We start from the raw sequence: 15,638 nt of genomic DNA on the forward strand, positions 1-15,638 counted from the left end.
ACTATAAAAATATTTTATCTGTGACTTTTATACTGTTCTTTTGTTGACATATATAGTAAACTAATAAGCGAAATAGTTTTTCTGAATCATAAATCGAAGGATGCATGGCTCTGTGAAAAGGGAGATGATCGGATGACGTTGGTACAAATGCGGTATTTCTATGAGGTCTGCCAATGGCAGAACATCACGAAGGCGGCAGAGCATCTGCACGTCTCGCAGCCAACCGTCACGGTCGCCATGCAGGCGCTCGAGGCGGAGACGGGGCTGAACCTCTTCCACCGCGAGGGGCGCAAGATCACCGTCACAACCGACGGCGCAAAGCTGCTCGGCAAGGTCTCCTACATCCTCACGGAGGTCTCGCGCCTCGACGATGAGATCCGCAATATGGCACACCGCCACGCAAAGGTACGGATTGCGATGCCCCTGCAGCTCGGCGTCGTCTTCCTGCCGCACATCCTCGGCGACTTCCGCCGCGATCATCCCGAGATCGACCTCGAGATCATCGAGACGGGCGGCGTGAGCGCCCTGCAGATGGTCGAGGAGGAAAAACTCGACTTTGCGCTGACGAACTACACCGTCGATTTCAGCGCGCGCCTCTCCTATGCAAAGCTCTTCGACTGCGAGTGCACCTTTGTCACGCGGCCCGACCATCCGTTTGCGGAGCGGCATTCACTCAGTATTACAGACCTGCGGGACGAGCCGCTCATCATGCTCGACAGCAACTTCTTCGTTGACCGCCTCGTGCAGGACGCATACGGGCGCATGGGCGAGAAGCCGAATGTCATCCACTACTCGCCCTATCTGCACACGGTCAAGAACCTTGTGCACGCGGGCATCGGCTCGACCTTCCTCGCACGCCCGTCCGTGCTTCCGACGGACAACTTCGTCCAGATCCCGCTCATCGACCCGATCTTCATCAACAGCGGGCTCGTCACGAAGAAGGGACGCCAGACCTTCGACGACGTGCGCCTCGTCATGAACTACCTGCGCGGCCTGACAAAGGAGCTGCTGGGCGGCGGGAAGAAGGGACGCTGATCTTTACATTTCGGCTGCGAGGGGCTATGATGGGATAGAACGAGCGCTTTTATCTCACGATGCAGAGGCAGGTGTTTCTTATGAATTTGGCGAAAGTTTCCGCGCGCGGTCAGATTACGGTTCCCCTCGAAATCCGGCGTATGCTCAAGCTAAAATCCGGTGATAAGATCCTCTTTTTTCAAACACATGGCGGCGAAATCGTTGTGAGCAACGCCTCGACAGCGGCAATCCAGCGGGCACAGGAAGCGTTTGCCGGTGCGGCCGAGGATATGGGCGTACATAGTGAGGATGAGGTGCAGGCGCTTGTCGATGAACTGCGCTGCGGTGTACGCTATGCGGATACTGATTGATACGAATGTCCTGTTCTCGGCGCTCCTCTTCCCGCGCTCCAAGCCTGCGCTCGCACTGATTCATGCTGTGGAACATCATCATGTTGTCTTGTGCGAACGCAATGTGAGTGAGTTGCGTGAGATTTTGCAGCGTAAGGCTGTGAGGTATTTGGCGGCCGCGGAGGAGCTTCTTGCTACGATGGCATATGAATTGATTCCCGAGGAGGAACGCACATCTGAGCGCATTCGGGACGCGAAGGATCAGCCGATTCTCAATGCCGCAATCGCATCGAATGTGGATGTGATTCTTACGGGTGATAAGGACTTTCTCAGCCTTGCGATCGTGCGTCCCACCTGTATGACGGCGGCTGACTTCCTCATGCACGAGGGGATTGAAGCGTAGAAGCAATCTTTTCCATCGCAGTCTACTCAACCAATTCCGTCTTGCAATTCCCTCCCGCCCCCGTCTTTGTATATTCCCTATGCAAAGGCGGGGGCTTTGTGTTATAATGAAACGAATATTGTCTTTCAACGAATGGTACGCTATTATCATATACAGGAGTGTGAAACTACTTGTTCGGAATATCTTCGATTCTAAAACGCTTCCTTGGCGACAACAATGACAAGGAGATCGCGCGCTACCGTGAGATCGTGGAGCAGATCAACGCGCTTGAGCCCACGATGATGAACCTCACGGATGACAAGCTGACGGGCTACACGCGGAAATTCCGCGAGCAGCTCGCAGAAGGCGTAACGATGGAGGAAATCCTGCCCGAGGCGTTCGCCGTCGTGCGCGAGACCTCGCGCCGCGTGCTCGGCATGCGCCACTTCGACGTGCAGCTCATCGGCGGCATCTGCCTCCACGAGGGGCGCATCGCCGAGATGCGCACAGGCGAGGGCAAGACCCTCGTCGCCACCACGGCGGTCTACCTCAATGCGCTCGTGGGCAAGGGCGTCCACATGGTCACGGTCAACGACTACCTCGCGCGCCGTGACAGCGAGTGGATGGGCAAGCTCTACCGCTATCTCGGGCTCTCGGTCGGTCTGATCGCACACAACATGGACTTCCCCGAGCGCAAGGCGGCGTATGCCGCAGACGTGACATTCGGCACGAACAACGAGTTCGGTTTTGACTACCTGCGTGACAACATGGTGCTCTCCGAGGGACAGATGGTACAGCGCCCCCTGCACTATGCGATCGTCGACGAGGTGGACTCCATCCTCATCGACGAGGCGCGCACGCCGCTCATCATCTCCGGTCCCGGCACGAAGTCCACGGACAACTACCGCGTCATGGCGGAGGCCGTGCGCCATCTCAAGGAGGGCGAGGACTATACGGTGGACGAGAAGGCAAAGACCGTCGCGCCTGCCGACTCCGCCGTGCCCAAGATCGAGAAGATCGTCGGCATCACGAACCTCTACGCGCCCGAGAACATCGAGCTCTCGCACTGTTTCACGGCAGCGCTGCGCGCAAAGGCGCTGATGCATCGCGACCGAGACTACGTTGTGCGCGATGACGAGATCGTCATTGTCGACGAGTTCACGGGACGTCTGATGGAGGGACGCCGCTACTCCGACGGTCTGCATCAGGCAATCGAGGCGAAGGAGGGCGTCAAGATCCAGCGCGAGTCGCAGACGCTCGCGAGCATCACCTTCCAGAACTATTTCCGCATGTATGACAAGCTCGCGGGCATGACGGGCACGGCAAAGACGGAGGAGAACGAATTCCTCAAGATCTACAACCTCCCCGTCATCGTCATTCCGACGAACAAGCCCATTCAGCGCGTCGACGAGGCGGATGTCATCTACAAGACGAAGGCAGCGAAGTACCGCGCCGTCGGCCGTGCGGTCAAGGAGATCCACGAGACGGGGCAGCCGATCCTCATCGGCACGACCTCGATCACGCAGTCTGAGGAGATGTCGAATGTCCTCAAGAAGAACGGCATCCCGCACGTCGTCCTGAATGCAAAATTCCACGAGAAGGAAGCCGAGATCGTCGCCAACGCCGGTCAAAAGGGCGCGGTTACGATCGCGACAAATATGGCGGGACGCGGTACGGATATCAAGCTCGGTGAGGGCGTCGAGGAGCTCGGCGGACTCTACATCGTCGGCACGGAGCGCCACGAGTCGCGGCGCATCGACAACCAGCTGCGCGGACGTTCGGGGCGTCAGGGCGACCCCGGCGCGTCGAAGTTCTTCCTCTCGCTCGAGGACGATCTGATGCGGCTCTTTGCCTCCGACCGTATTGCGGGCATCATGGATCGCCTCGGCATGGAGGAGGACGAGCCGATCGAGCACGCGATCATCACGCGCTCGATCGAGCACGCGCAAAAGAAGGTCGAGGCGCGCAACTTCGACATCCGCAAGCACGTCCTCGAATACGACGATGTCATGAACCAGCAGCGCGAGGTCATCTACGGCGAGCGCAAGAAGATCCTGCTCGGCGAGAACCTGCGCGAGAATATCCTTGCGATGGTAAAGCACATCATCAAGGACGAGATGACGCAGTACGCAAACGAAAAACTCTACCCCGAGGAGTGGCAGCTTGACGCGCTCATCGAGGATGCGGAGAAGGTGTATGCACCTGCGGGTCGCTTGAAAAAAGCGGAACTCGAGGCACTTGCACGCGACGAGATCCAGGAGGAACTCGAGAAGGTCGCGGAGGAGGGCTACCGCTCACGTGAGCTGATGTTCGGCGAGGAGAATATGCGCGAGCTCGAGAAGGTCGTCATGCTCCGTGTTGTCGATCAGAAGTGGATGGATCACCTCGACCACATGGATATGCTGCGTGAGGGTATCAACCTGCGTGCGTATGGACAGCGCAATCCACTTGTCGAGTACAAGATCGAGGCACTCACGATGTTCGAGGAGATGGAGGCGTCCATCATGGATCAGATTGCCTCCCTCATGTACCATGTGAGCATCGTCACCCCGCAGGCTGCAGCGGCACAGGCAGAGGCGCCTGTCTCCGCAGACGGCACGCCGCGTCCCGCGCCCGTTATGGACGAGGGGGCACAGCGCCGCGCCGAGCAGCTGCTTGCACGCGAGCGCTCGAAGCTTGAGGATCACCTCATGAACGCACGCGCCTCGCATGGTGACGAGTCCGTCCCCGCCGAGGCAAAGGCGACAAAGAACGAGGAAGGGAAAAAGGTCGGGCGCAACGATCCGTGTCCCTGCGGCAGCGGCAAGAAGTATAAGAACTGCCACGGGAAGGATAAATAAAAGAGGAGGCCACTACCCAACGTGAACGCCTCGTTCTGCAACCGTTCGCGTGCTTGTATGCTCAAATACCGGCGAATTTCTAAACGCCCTTCGGTTGAACAACGAAATCCGCCGGGGCATACCGCACGCTTTTCCCGGTTGCTCCACTAGGGTTCACTTTTGGGCAGTATACCCCACACCTTGACGCGTGTCAGTCTGATACGGAAATAAATGGAGAATTTAAGGAAACTATGCTGGAAGATCTGAAACCGATACTGAATGATCTGGGCGAAAAGCTCGATCAGATGCGCATCTCTCTGGAGATCCCCGCGAAGGAGGAGAAGATCGCCGAGCTCGAGTACAAGATGAGCGAGCCGTCCTTCTGGGACGATGCGGCGGCGGCGCAAAAGCTGAACCAGGAGCTCGCCGCGCTCAAGGGCGGCGTCGATACCTACGAGGAGCTCAAGGCAAAATACGAGGATGCCGAGACGCTCTACGAGATGGGCATCGAGGAGAACGATCCTACGATGGAGGGTGACATTCGCGCGGAGCTGACCCTCATTGCCGAGGGGCTTGAGACACTCCAGCTTGAGGTGCTGCTCTCGGGCGACTACGACGCAAACGACGCCATCCTCACGCTCCATGCGGGCGCGGGCGGCACGGAGGCACAGGACTGGACGCAGATGCTCCTTAGGATGTACGGGCGCTGGGCAGAGCGGCACGGCTTTACCGTCGAGACCGCCGACCTGCAGCCGGGCGATGAGGCGGGCGTGAAGTCTGCAACCCTCTTTATCAAGGGACACAATGCCTACGGCTTTTTGAAATCCGAGAAGGGCGTGCATCGCCTCGTGCGCATCTCTCCGTTTGACTCGCAGGCGCGGCGCCACACCTCGTTCTCTGCGTGCGATGTGATGCCCGAGATTGACGATGCTGTGGAAGTCCCGATCAATATGGACGATGTGCGCGTCGACTATTTCCGTGCGAGCGGCGCGGGCGGACAGCACATCAACAAGACCTCGTCTGCCGTTCGCATGACGCACGAGCCGACGGGCATCGTCGTGCAGTGTCAGAACGAGCGCTCGCAGCTGCAGAACAAGGAGCAGTGCCTCAAAATGCTCCGTGCAAAGCTCTTTGAGCTCGAGCAGGAGAAGAAGGAAGAGGAGATTGCCAAACTCGAGGGCGTACAGCAGAAGATCGAGTGGGGCAGCCAGATCCGCTCCTATGTATTCCAGCCATATACGATGGTGAAGGACGTGCGTACGAACGCCGAGACGGGCAATGTGCAGGCGGTCATGGACGGGGAGATCGATCCCTTTATCCGTGCGTATCTAAACGCAAAGGCGAATCACGAATTCTAAGGAGAATCCCATGTGGAAAGCATCAGCCGTCGTCCTTGCCATCGTTGTTGCCGTCGCTGCGGGCATCTTTGCGCTTCCCACTGTGGTCACGCATATGATTACGGACGCCTTGCGTGACCGCACGAGCGCGGAGGATGTGCAGATCTCGATCACGGACAGCCCGCGCCTCGTCTTCGGCGAGATCGGTGCACTGGACGGCGTCATCCGACAGGGACGCATCGGGAAGGTGTTCGTGCGCGAGCTGACCGTCACGGGCACGAACCTGCGCTTTGACATGAGGCAGCTCCTCTCCGAGCAGCAGCTTGTCCTCACCGCAGCAGAGAGCGTCGAGATGCGCGGCATCGTCGATGCGGACGCGATTCGCGAGCTCATTACGAATGCAGCGGATAAATTCACCGATGTTGCCGTCACGGTGCATCCGGGAAGCGTCCTCACAACAGCAAAGACGCGCGCGTTCGGACAGACCTTTGAGGTCACGATTGAGGGAGGCTTCTCCATCGTCAGCGGCGACCTCTACTACAAGGCACGCCGTATCTCTGCGCGTGGGATGGGGCTGAATGTGCTGAGTCTCGATGGGCTCTTCCCGGATGTGCTCGTCGCACGAGCTGACACGCTGCCGTTCGGGCTCGCGTTCCAGACCGTCGAGGAGAAGGACGGCGTGGTTATTCTGACGGCGGGGAAATAAGGAATCATACATGAAGAAATTTCACTATCATCCGATCCTCTTGGCGGCGATCCTCGTCGGCTTCATCGCGAGCCTCGTGATCGGCATGGAGCGCCACGCTGTAGAGGAGAACTCACGCACGGTGGAGCTCGCCGTCGACTACGAGGGGCTGCTCGAGCTCGCCGCGCGTGAGGGACTGCCCGCAGAGGATGTGCTTGCCCGCGCCAGGGAAGTGGGCATCACCTCGCTCGCTGTCTACGAGACGACCTTTGAAAAATTCAACAAAAACGGGAAGGCAAACGCAGTGCAGGGCGCGGATCTCCTTGCCGCCTACCATACGGGAACGCTCACCGACCCGCGCTGGCGTGCGCTCGTCGAGGAAGGCAAGATTGTCGGTACGGAGATCTATGTTGTTTCACATGACCCCGTGACCTATGCCGAGCTCAAGGAGGATCTCTTCCGCCGCTTCGGCGCGGCGCGCGTCACCGTCCACACAGTTGGTGCGGACGAGGTCATCGCCGTCAAGGATCACTACGAAGCATTTGAAAAGCGCAACATCGGGCTGCCGTCCAATGAGATGCGCGCCGTCAATGCGGCGGGCTTCGACGTGATCGCGCGTCCCTCGAACTACCACGACTGCAGGCCGGACGATGTGCGTGCGGTATTTTCACGCATGGACGGGATTGCGGTCTCGGCGATTGTGTTCTCGGGGCAGGAGACCCTCGGTGCACCGAAGGCGCTACAGACGACGATCGACGAGATGCGCGCACGCCGTCTCCCCCTCGGTCTCATCGAGGGCGTGACCCAGCTGCAGTTCTACCGCCAGCAGGGCATGGACGAGATCGCGGAGGGCGTCGGCTACGGCAATGTTGCGCGCCTTTACTCGATCCCGAAGGACGAGCTGAAGAAGCTCAAGATCGCAGATGCCGTCGAGCGCTGGGTGACGACGGACGAGGAGCGGAACATCCGCATCAACCTCCTGCGCATCTACGACGAACCCGCGCCGAACATGAGCCTCCTCGAGACAAATATGAAGTACTTCGGAGACACGCGCGCGGCGCTCGAGTCCCACGGATTCAAGATCGGGCGGGCTGGCATGTTCGCCTCCTATGAACCATCGCGCGTACTGCGCGCCCTCGTCATCATGGGCGTTGCGGCGGCAGGTGTGCTCTATCTCTCGCTTGTCATTCCTGCGTTCAATCGCCGCAGAAAAGCCGTCCTGCTCTTCTTCGCCGTTTCGGCTCTCATCACGATGATGCCGATCCTCATCGGCGCGGGGAGCAAGGTGCGGGTTGTCGCGGCACTTGCGAGTGCAAATCTCTTTCCAACGCTCGCCATCGTTGTGCTTCTCGATCTCCTGCGTGGTCGGCGCTTCCAGAAGAACGCGCCTACGTGGCGCATCCTCGTCGCAGGTCTTGTGCTGCTCGGTATCACGAGCGCGCTGTCGCTGATCGGCGCGTCCTATCTCTCGGGTGCACTCACGGACACGCGCTATCTTCTCGAGTTCGACATCTTCCGTGGGATTAAGCTGACCTTTGTCCTGCCGATGGTGCTCGTCGCCATTGCCTTCATGCAGCGGTTTGACATCTTTGACGGGCAGTTCGACGCCTCGGCGGGGGTGCTTGGGCAGCTGCGCGAGATCATGGCGACGCCCGTGCGCGTTGGCTCACTCCTCGGCGGGCTCGTCCTCATCGGGGCGCTCGTCGTGCTCGTCCTGCGCAGCGGGCATACCTCGGGCATGCCTGTGCCCGGCATCGAGCTGAAGATGCGCGCGGCACTCGAGCAGCTCTTCTACGCGCGCCCCCGCACGAAGGAGTTCCTGATCGGGCACCCTGCGTTCCTGCTCGCGCTCTATGGTGCGGCGCGCAGGTGGCGGACGTGGATCATCTTCGGACTCGTGCTCGTCGCGACCATCGGACAGGGGTCGATGGTGGAAACCTTTGCGCATATGCGCACGCCGATCGAGATGTCGCTTGTGCGTGGCATCGGCGGCATCTTCCTCGGTGGTGCAATCGGCGCGGTACTCGTGGCACTTGTCGCCGCATGGAATCATCTCTTGGAGCGCGTGAAAAGGGAAGGATAGCCTTTTCATGCGTGCTCTTCGCGAACGCTTAGTTGCGCAAGCGGTCGTGTGCTCGTCCGCCTAAATACCGACGGATTTCAAACGCGCTTCGCTTGAACGGTAGAAATCCGTCGGGGGCGGGTCGCACACTCTGCTCCGCTTGCTCCACTAGGGTTCGCTCAGAGCATCGCATCATTTTGTACGGCAATACCGTATAACAAAGCCTTCCCTGCCGCAGCGGGGGAAGCAATCATAGGAATGGGAAACGGAACGGAGGGCATTCTACCCGATGAAGCGGATCGTTGTATCGGGGTACTACGGGGCAAAGAACGCAGGCGATGAAGCCATGCTCGCGGCGATGCTCGAGGTACTCGCGGATTTGGACCCGGAACTTCATATCACCGTCATCACCGCCGACCCTGCTGACACCGAGCGCCGGCACGGCGTGCACGCTGTCGGCTCCTTTGACATGGGCGGCATCCTCGGTGCACTGCGCCGCGCCGACCTCCTCATCAGCGGCGGCGGTAGCCTCCTGCAGAACGTCACAAGTCGTCGCAGCCTCTACTACTACATGGGCATTATCCTGCTTGCCCTCCTCCTCGGGAAAAAGGTCATGCTGTATGCGCAGGGCATTGGCCCTGTCACGGGGCGTTTTGCCTGCCACTGCATGCGCTGGCTCGGCAACCGCGTCTCGCTCATCACCGTGCGTGACGAGGGTTCGATGGCGGAGCTGCGCCGCCTCGGCATCACGCGCCCGCCGATGGAATGCACGGCGGATCCCGTACTCGGCATCCATCCCGTCGGCCGTGAGGCGGGGCGCGCCATCCTCAGCAGCTGCGGCGCAGATGGGGCAAAGCCCGTTGTCGGCATCTCCGTGCGCGACTGGCAGGGCTGGCAGCACTACAAGGAAATCCTCGCCGAGATCAGCGATGCTGTTGTACGCGAACTCGGCGCGCGCGTCATCTTCCTGCCCATGCAGTACCCCGAGGATGTAAAGACGGCAAAGACCGTTGCCGCATGGACGCAGGAGGAGTGCACCGTCCTCGCGGATGAGTACAGTACGAGTGAGCTGCTCTCCCTCGTCGCAAACATGGATCTCATGATCGGCGTGCGTCTGCACGCCCTCATCTTTGCGGGCGTCATGGGCGTTCCCATGATCGGCATCTCATATGATCCGAAGGTCGACCGCTTCCTCCGCTCCATCGGCGAGAAGCCCGTCAACGATCTGCAGGACATTACGACTGCGAGCGTCCTGAAGGAGGTGCGCCGCAAATGGGCGGCGCGTCACGAATTCACGGCGGCGAACGCCGACCTCCTCACACAGATGCGGGGACTCGCGGCGCGCAACGCAGAGCTCGCGATGGGGCTTGTGCGGAAAAAATTGTAATTTCTCGTTGCATTTTCTTCTTGTCAATCAATACAATCGTTGCTATAATGAAAACAGAAAGAAACGTCCTATGACGGCATCTTTCCAAAGTCGCTAAGTTATGATCTATAACCGCTCATTTGTGGGAATGGGCGGTTACTTTTTTGTCATCGCGAGCATGTAGCCTGTGGCAACGATCAAAAAAGAATCGCTCCAATCTCAGACATATCCGCTCACCCCCCTTCGGGGGAAAGACACCGCCGCGAGATTGCTCCCGCCCAAGGACGTTTCATTTGCACTATACACTGTGGCACGAAAAAACACAAACAGATTTTCTACACAAAAGCCATCTCCATGCAAGGGGGCGGCTTTTTGTATGCTCTTACTCTTCGATTGCCACCTGCGTACCGACATCAATCTGTGACTTCAACGTGAGGAGATCGCTGTTGTGCATGCGGATGCAGGCGCTGCGGGCTGCGCTTGTTGTGCGGCGAGGGCGGCGTTCTGCTGCTGCGCGGTGGGCTGCCCCTGTGTCTGCGTCTGTGCGGGTGCAGGGGCGCTCTCTGTCGTTTGCTGCGAAGTGGCGGGCTCATCATCCGTCAGCTTGTCGATCACCTTGGTGACGGGATTCGCGCAGCCCGCCGTGGAGAGTAGGAGGGCGATGAGTCCGATGGAGAGGATGGGACCCATGGGGACAGCTCCTTTCTTTTTGCAGAGGAAATTTCTTCCTATAGCATAACGTGGTTCAGAATTGTCTGTATAGTTTGCGGATCGGAAAATAAGGGAGCACCCCTCGCAAAATTTTCTTGCCAATTCCCTCATCCTCTGATACAATATGTTCTGCTACAACGACATGATAAACACAAGATATAGTGTTTTACAAAGGAGTTCAAAACATGACAGTGACAACGGTGACGAAGCGCGCGGGGCATGCCGTGCCCTATGATCGTGCGAAGATCCGCAATGCAATCGCGGCGGCGAGCAAGGAGTACGTCCATCCGATGACGGCGCTCGAGATCGACGCGGTGACGACGGCAGTTGAGGAGGCGTTCGGTGCACGCACGGAGATCAGCGTCGAGGAGATTCAGGATCTCGTCGAGAAGCAGCTGCTCGCGCACGGCCATTACGACATCGCGCGCCGCTACATCACGTATCGCCAGCGCCATGCGCAGCGCCGTCTTGCGCAGAAGCACCTCATGGCGAGCTACCGCGACATCTTCTTCGCGGACTCCGTCGACTCGGACCTCAAGCGCGACAACGCGAACATCAACACGGACGCGTCCATGGGCATCATGCTGAAGCTCGGCGCGGAGGGCGCGAAGCACTTCGTCGACAACTACGTCCTCGACGAGCGCTATGCGACCGCTGACCGCGAGAACTTCATCCACATCCACGACAAGGACTTCTCGCTCATCACGTTCAACTGTTGCCAGATCGACCTGCTGAAACTCTTCCGCGGCGGCTTCTCCACGGGACACGGATTCCTGCGCGAGCCGAACTCCATCCGCGCGTACGCGAGCCTCGCGTGCATTGCGATCCAGTCGAACCAGAACGATATGTTCGGCGGGCAGAGCATCAACGCGTTTGACTACGCAATGGCGGACGGCGTGAAGAAGTCCTTCCGCAAGGCGATTGTCGAGGAGGCATGGAAGGCGCTGCTCTACCGCCTTGGGCGCGGCCATTTCACACATGAGGCGTTCAAGAAAGCACTGCGTGCAGAGCTCGACTTTGCCGTCTGCGTCTATGCAGAGAAGCAGGATGATGAGCGCGCGGAGAAGGCGCGTGCCGAACTCCTGCGCGCGCTGAACGTTGTCTACAGCGCCGCGTTCGAGACGCCTGTGGCACAGGAACTCGAGGCGGATGCACACACCGTCTATCAGCTTGCGTGCGAGAGCGTCGAGGAGGAGACCCATCAGGCGATGGAGGCGCTCATCCACAATTTCAACACGCTCCACTCGCGCGCGGGCGCACAGGTGCCGTTCAGCTCGATCAACTACGGCATGGACACCTCGCCCGAGGGACGCCTCGTCATCCGCGAGGTGCTCAGCGCCATCTGGCAGGGGCTCGGCAACGGCGAGACGGCAATCTTCCCGATCTCCGTCTTCCAGCTCAAGGCGGGCGTCAACTACAACCCCGAGGATCCGAACTATGACCTCTTCATCGAGTCCTGCCGCGTCAGTGCGCGCCGACTGTTCCCGAACTACGTCAACCTCGACGCGCCGTACAACCTCCAGTACTACAAGCCTGGCGACTACAACAGCTGCGTCGCGACCATGGGCTGCCGCACGCGCGTCATGAGCAACGTCAACGGTCCCGAGCAGTCGGGCAGCCGCGGCAACTTCTCCTTTACGACGATCAATTTGCCGAAGCTTGCGCTCGAGGCGAAGGGCGACCTCGATAAATTCTGGGAGCTCTACGATTACTACATCGAGCTGTGTCATGACTACCTCCTCGACCGATTGAAGATCATCGAGGAGAAGCACGTCTACAACTATCCGTTCCTCATGGGACAGGGTGTGTGGCTCGACAGCGAGAAGGCGAACCCCGTCGACTCCATCAAGGATCTCCTCAAGCACGCATCCTTCTCCATCGGATTCTGCGGGCTTGCCGAGTGCCTGGTCGTCCTCACGGGCAAGCACCACGGCGAGAGCGCGGCAGCGCAGGAGCTCGGGCTCAAGATCGTCGGACACATGAGGGAGTGTACCGATGCGTACACCGAGGCGGAGCACCGCAACTGGTCGACCTTCGGCACGCCGGCGGAGAGCACAGCGGGACAGTTCCAGCGTGCAAACAAGAAGGCGTACGGCATCATCCCCGGCGTCACCGACCGCTCCTACATGACGAACTCCAGTCATGTCCCCGTCTACTACGACATCAGCGCGTACGACAAGATCTGCATCGAGGCACCGTACCACGCGCTTGAGAACGCGGGGCACATCGCCTACATCGAGATGGACGGCGACCCGTCGAAGAACGTCAAGGCGTTCGAGAAGGTCGTGCGCGCCATGCACGACGCGGACATGGGCTACTTCTCCATCAACCACCCCGTCGACCGCGACCCTGTCTGCGGCTACACGGGACTGATCGAGAACGAGTGCCCGCACTGCCACCGCAAGGAGCATACCTTCGGCACCATGACCGTGCCGCGCATGAAGGACTAAAATAGAATATTTGGGCTGCTGCATGAGTTGTTTTGACTCGTGCAGCAGCTCTTTTTGTGCGGCTCGTTCGAAGCGCCCCTATCGTCACGCCTATGGTGTGCCACTTCCCCGTTGTGACGGGGGAAGTTCATATACCGCTCTCCCAAGCCTCCCCCGTTGCTGACCTGTCCAAGAAGCAAGTCCGAAAGGACACAGCTGATTGGGCAACAGGTCGTATGCGAAAACGTCCCAAGAACACAAGCGTTAGCGAAGTGTGATTGGATGACGTTGATCGCCACGGGGGAGGGGGACCGCGAAGCGGTGGAAGGGGTGCCATGAACGATGCAGTTGAAGTATCGTATGCACCGTCAATCAAGGGATTTCAGTATTTCCAAACCCCCGACTCTCTGCTACAATAAAACAATGAAAGGAGAGATCCTCATGCACGAGAAACGATGGCGCAGCTACGCAATGACGGTGAACGGTCTGCCGCAGAAGATCCGCTACAACGCCGATACGGTGGAGGGGCTGTTTCTGCCGCTGCTGCGTCGCCTCACGGAGATGCAGCGGAAAGCGGGATGCCGCATCCTCGTGTTTCTTGCTGCGCCGCCCGCGACGGGCAAATCTACCCTCCTTCAATTTCTCGAGGAGCTGACGCGCATTCACGCGGTGCTGACACCCGCACAGGCGCTCGGGATGGATGGCTTTCACTACCTGAACAGTTATCTTGCCGCGCATACGATTCTGCGGGACGGCGCGGAGATTCCGCTGAAAAACATCAAGGGTGCGCCCGAGACCTTCGACGTGGCGCTGCTTGCGGAAAAGCTCCGCGCGGCAAAGAAGGGCGTGACGGCGTTTCCCGTCTATGACCGCCGCATCCACGACCCGCGTCTCGATGCGCTTACAGTGGATGCACCCATTCTCCTCGTCGAGGGGAACTGGCTGCTGCTCGATGAGGAGCCGTGGTGCAATCTGCATGCCCTCGCCGACTACACCCTCCGCATCGACGTGTCGCCTGAACTCCTGCGTGACCGTCTCATCGCCCGCAAGGTACAGGGCGGGCTTTCGGTGAAGGACGCGAGAGCGTTCTACGAGAGAAGCGACGCGCCGAATGTCCTGCGCTTCGCGGCGCACGCAGGAGCAGCTGACGAGGTCTGGCGCATGGAGGCAGACGGCGACTTCGTGCGCGGATAGCGCAGAACGATGAAAGGAGGGCTGTCCTTGCGGCTGACACAGGAGACCAAACAGACGCAGAGCCTCGTGATGACGGCGCAGCTGCAGCAGGCGATCCGCATCCTGCAGCTGTCGACACCCGAGCTGCAGGAGGAGATTGAGCACGCCTTTCTCGAGAATCCCCTCCTTGAGATGGAGGACGCTGATCCTGTGCAGGAGTCGGCCTCCACGTACGAGGCTGCGGAACGCTCCCTTGCAGAGGAACGGGATTTTTTCGCCGCGCCCTATGATGCTGATGACTTCTATGAGGCGGAGACTGCGCACGAGCAGCGGGAGCTCTCTGCGCCGGTTGCCCTCACGCTCGAGGAGGAGCTTCTGCGCGAGGTGGATATCCGCTTCGCCGATCTGCGTGAAAAGGCCATTGCCGTCTTCCTTGTCGGTTCGCTCGATGAGCGCGGCTATCTCGTTGTGCCGCTCGCCGAGGCGGCACGTGCGACAGGTGCGGATGAGGCAGAGGTCGAGCACATCCTCGGCATCTTGCAGAGCTTTGAGCCGGCGGGCATCGGTGCACGTGACCTCACCGAGTGCATGCGCCTGCAGGCAGAGCGGGCAGGCATCTATGAGGGGCTGCTGCGCGCCATGATCGAGCGGCATTTGCGCGCCGTTGCGGACGGGCGTTATCGTGCGATTGCACACGCGGAGGGCGCGGCACTTGCCGACGTGCAGACGGCTGTCGACATCCTGCGGACGTTCTCGCCCAAGCCCGGCAGTGCCTATGGGAAGGAGGCGCCCGCTTACATCCGCCCCGATGTGCGGCTTACGGTGACAGACGGACGATTTGAGCTCGCTGTCTGCAACGAGCAGCTGCCGCGCCTACGCGTCTCCCGTCTCTATCGGAATACGGCGGAGATGGATGCGGAGACGCGCGACTACATCGCACAGCGCATCTATGCGGCACGCGCACTCATCCGCAGCATCGAGCAGCGGGGCGAGACCCTGCGCCGCGTTGCGGAGGAGCTTGTGCGGCGGCAGACGGATTTCGTCCTGCATGGGACAGGGGCACTGCGGCCGCTCACGATGCAGACCGTCGCGGCGGCGCTCGGGATGCACGAGTCGACCGTCAGCCGTGCCGTTGCGAACAAATACATCGACCTGCCGCGCGGACTCGTCCCGCTCAAATCGTTCTTCTCCTCTGCCGTCGGCACGGAAGCGGGAGCGCACAGCGCCGGAGAGGTGCGCGCGGCGATCGGCGCTATCATCGCGGCAGAGGATGCGGCGAAACCGCTCTCGGACGCGCACATCGCTGAGAT

General features: G+C 59.8%; 12 protein-coding genes (1 of these 12 cut by a window edge). 11 read left to right on the forward strand and 1 reads right to left on the reverse strand.

What is annotated here, in order from left to right:
- Positions 1 to 132 precede the first annotated feature (132 nt).
- The 8 genes from H1B31_RS03130 (at position 133) to csaB (ending at position 10,036) form a co-directional block, all read left to right on the forward strand.
- Positions 133 to 1,035, forward strand: coding sequence for a LysR family transcriptional regulator (locus H1B31_RS03130; protein WP_185980873.1), 903 nt, complete (start codon positions 133 to 135; stop codon positions 1,033 to 1,035).
- Between the two features lie 80 nt (positions 1,036 to 1,115).
- On the forward strand, positions 1,116 to 1,385 hold the full coding sequence (locus H1B31_RS03135) for an AbrB/MazE/SpoVT family DNA-binding domain-containing protein (RefSeq protein ID WP_037346205.1): 270 nt from the start codon (positions 1,116 to 1,118) through the stop codon (positions 1,383 to 1,385).
- Positions 1,369 to 1,767, forward strand: coding sequence for a putative toxin-antitoxin system toxin component, PIN family (locus H1B31_RS03140; protein WP_009440640.1), 399 nt, complete (start codon positions 1,369 to 1,371; stop codon positions 1,765 to 1,767). Before H1B31_RS03135 ends, H1B31_RS03140 begins: the two co-directional genes overlap by 17 nt.
- Positions 1,768 to 1,937: 170 nt before the next feature.
- Positions 1,938 to 4,586, forward strand: coding sequence for a preprotein translocase subunit SecA (gene secA, locus H1B31_RS03145; protein WP_185980874.1), 2,649 nt, complete (start codon positions 1,938 to 1,940; stop codon positions 4,584 to 4,586).
- 230 nt (positions 4,587 to 4,816) lie between these two features.
- Entirely contained in the window at positions 4,817 to 5,923 is a 1,107-nt protein-coding gene (gene prfB, locus H1B31_RS03150) for a peptide chain release factor 2 (RefSeq protein ID WP_009440638.1), read from the forward strand.
- Between the two features lie 10 nt (positions 5,924 to 5,933).
- Complete coding sequence (locus H1B31_RS03155; RefSeq protein WP_185980875.1) at positions 5,934 to 6,608, forward strand: DUF2993 domain-containing protein; 675 nt, start codon at positions 5,934 to 5,936, stop codon at positions 6,606 to 6,608.
- Positions 6,609 to 6,618: 10 nt separating this feature from the next.
- Positions 6,619 to 8,670: a DUF5693 family protein gene (locus H1B31_RS03160; protein ID WP_185980876.1), complete on the forward strand. Its 2,052-nt coding sequence runs from the start codon at positions 6,619 to 6,621 to the stop codon at positions 8,668 to 8,670.
- A gap of 268 nt (positions 8,671 to 8,938) precedes the next feature.
- Positions 8,939 to 10,036 carry a polysaccharide pyruvyl transferase CsaB gene (gene csaB / locus H1B31_RS03165; RefSeq protein ID WP_009440635.1) on the forward strand — a complete coding sequence of 366 codons (1,098 nt, stop codon included), beginning with the start codon at positions 8,939 to 8,941 and terminating at the stop codon, positions 10,034 to 10,036.
- A 405-nt stretch (positions 10,037 to 10,441) separates the two neighbouring features.
- On the opposite strand, the gene H1B31_RS03170 is transcribed toward csaB, so the two are convergent.
- The gene (locus H1B31_RS03170) at positions 10,442 to 10,705 is read right to left on the reverse strand and encodes a hypothetical protein (RefSeq protein ID WP_185980877.1); all 264 of its coding nucleotides are present in this window, start codon (positions 10,703 to 10,705) and stop codon (positions 10,442 to 10,444) included.
- A gap of 206 nt (positions 10,706 to 10,911) precedes the next feature.
- Between H1B31_RS03170 and H1B31_RS03175 the strand changes: the two genes are divergently transcribed.
- The 3 genes from H1B31_RS03175 to rpoN form a co-directional block, all read left to right on the forward strand.
- Positions 10,912 to 13,176, forward strand: coding sequence for an anaerobic ribonucleoside triphosphate reductase (locus tag H1B31_RS03175; protein ID WP_009440632.1), 2,265 nt, complete (start codon positions 10,912 to 10,914; stop codon positions 13,174 to 13,176).
- A 420-nt stretch (positions 13,177 to 13,596) separates the two neighbouring features.
- Positions 13,597 to 14,349: a nucleoside/nucleotide kinase family protein gene (locus H1B31_RS03180; protein WP_185980878.1), complete on the forward strand. Its 753-nt coding sequence runs from the start codon at positions 13,597 to 13,599 to the stop codon at positions 14,347 to 14,349.
- Positions 14,350 to 14,376: 27 nt separating this feature from the next.
- Positions 14,377 to 15,638: the 5' portion of an RNA polymerase factor sigma-54 gene (gene rpoN / locus H1B31_RS03185; protein WP_226372140.1), read on the forward strand. The gene runs 97 nt beyond the window's last position; 1,262 of the gene's 1,359 nt are visible here — the first part of the coding sequence; it begins with the start codon at positions 14,377 to 14,379; the stop codon falls past the right edge of the window.

It is taken from the genome of Selenomonas timonae (assembly GCF_014250475.1).
Taxonomy (GTDB): domain Bacteria; phylum Bacillota; class Negativicutes; order Selenomonadales; family Selenomonadaceae; genus Centipeda; species Centipeda timonae.

What these genes read in the sequence shown, in the direction of transcription:
- H1B31_RS03170 (WP_185980877.1), bottom strand. Translation starts at nt 10,705, where the DNA reads ATGGGTCCCATCCTCTCCATCGGACTCATCGCCCTCCTACTCTCCACG.
- H1B31_RS03140 (WP_009440640.1), top strand. Translation starts at nt 1,369, where the DNA reads ATGCGGATACTGATTGATACGAATGTCCTGTTCTCGGCGCTCCTCTTC.
- H1B31_RS03175 (WP_009440632.1), top strand. Translation starts at nt 10,912, where the DNA reads ATGACAGTGACAACGGTGACGAAGCGCGCGGGGCATGCCGTGCCCTAT.
- csaB (WP_009440635.1), top strand. Translation starts at nt 8,939, where the DNA reads ATGAAGCGGATCGTTGTATCGGGGTACTACGGGGCAAAGAACGCAGGC.
- H1B31_RS03130 (WP_185980873.1), top strand. Translation starts at nt 133, where the DNA reads ATGACGTTGGTACAAATGCGGTATTTCTATGAGGTCTGCCAATGGCAG.
- H1B31_RS03180 (WP_185980878.1), top strand. Translation starts at nt 13,597, where the DNA reads ATGCACGAGAAACGATGGCGCAGCTACGCAATGACGGTGAACGGTCTG.
- H1B31_RS03160 (WP_185980876.1), top strand. Translation starts at nt 6,619, where the DNA reads ATGAAGAAATTTCACTATCATCCGATCCTCTTGGCGGCGATCCTCGTC.
- prfB (WP_009440638.1), top strand. Translation starts at nt 4,817, where the DNA reads ATGCTGGAAGATCTGAAACCGATACTGAATGATCTGGGCGAAAAGCTC.
- H1B31_RS03135 (WP_037346205.1), top strand. Translation starts at nt 1,116, where the DNA reads ATGAATTTGGCGAAAGTTTCCGCGCGCGGTCAGATTACGGTTCCCCTC.
- H1B31_RS03155 (WP_185980875.1), top strand. Translation starts at nt 5,934, where the DNA reads ATGTGGAAAGCATCAGCCGTCGTCCTTGCCATCGTTGTTGCCGTCGCT.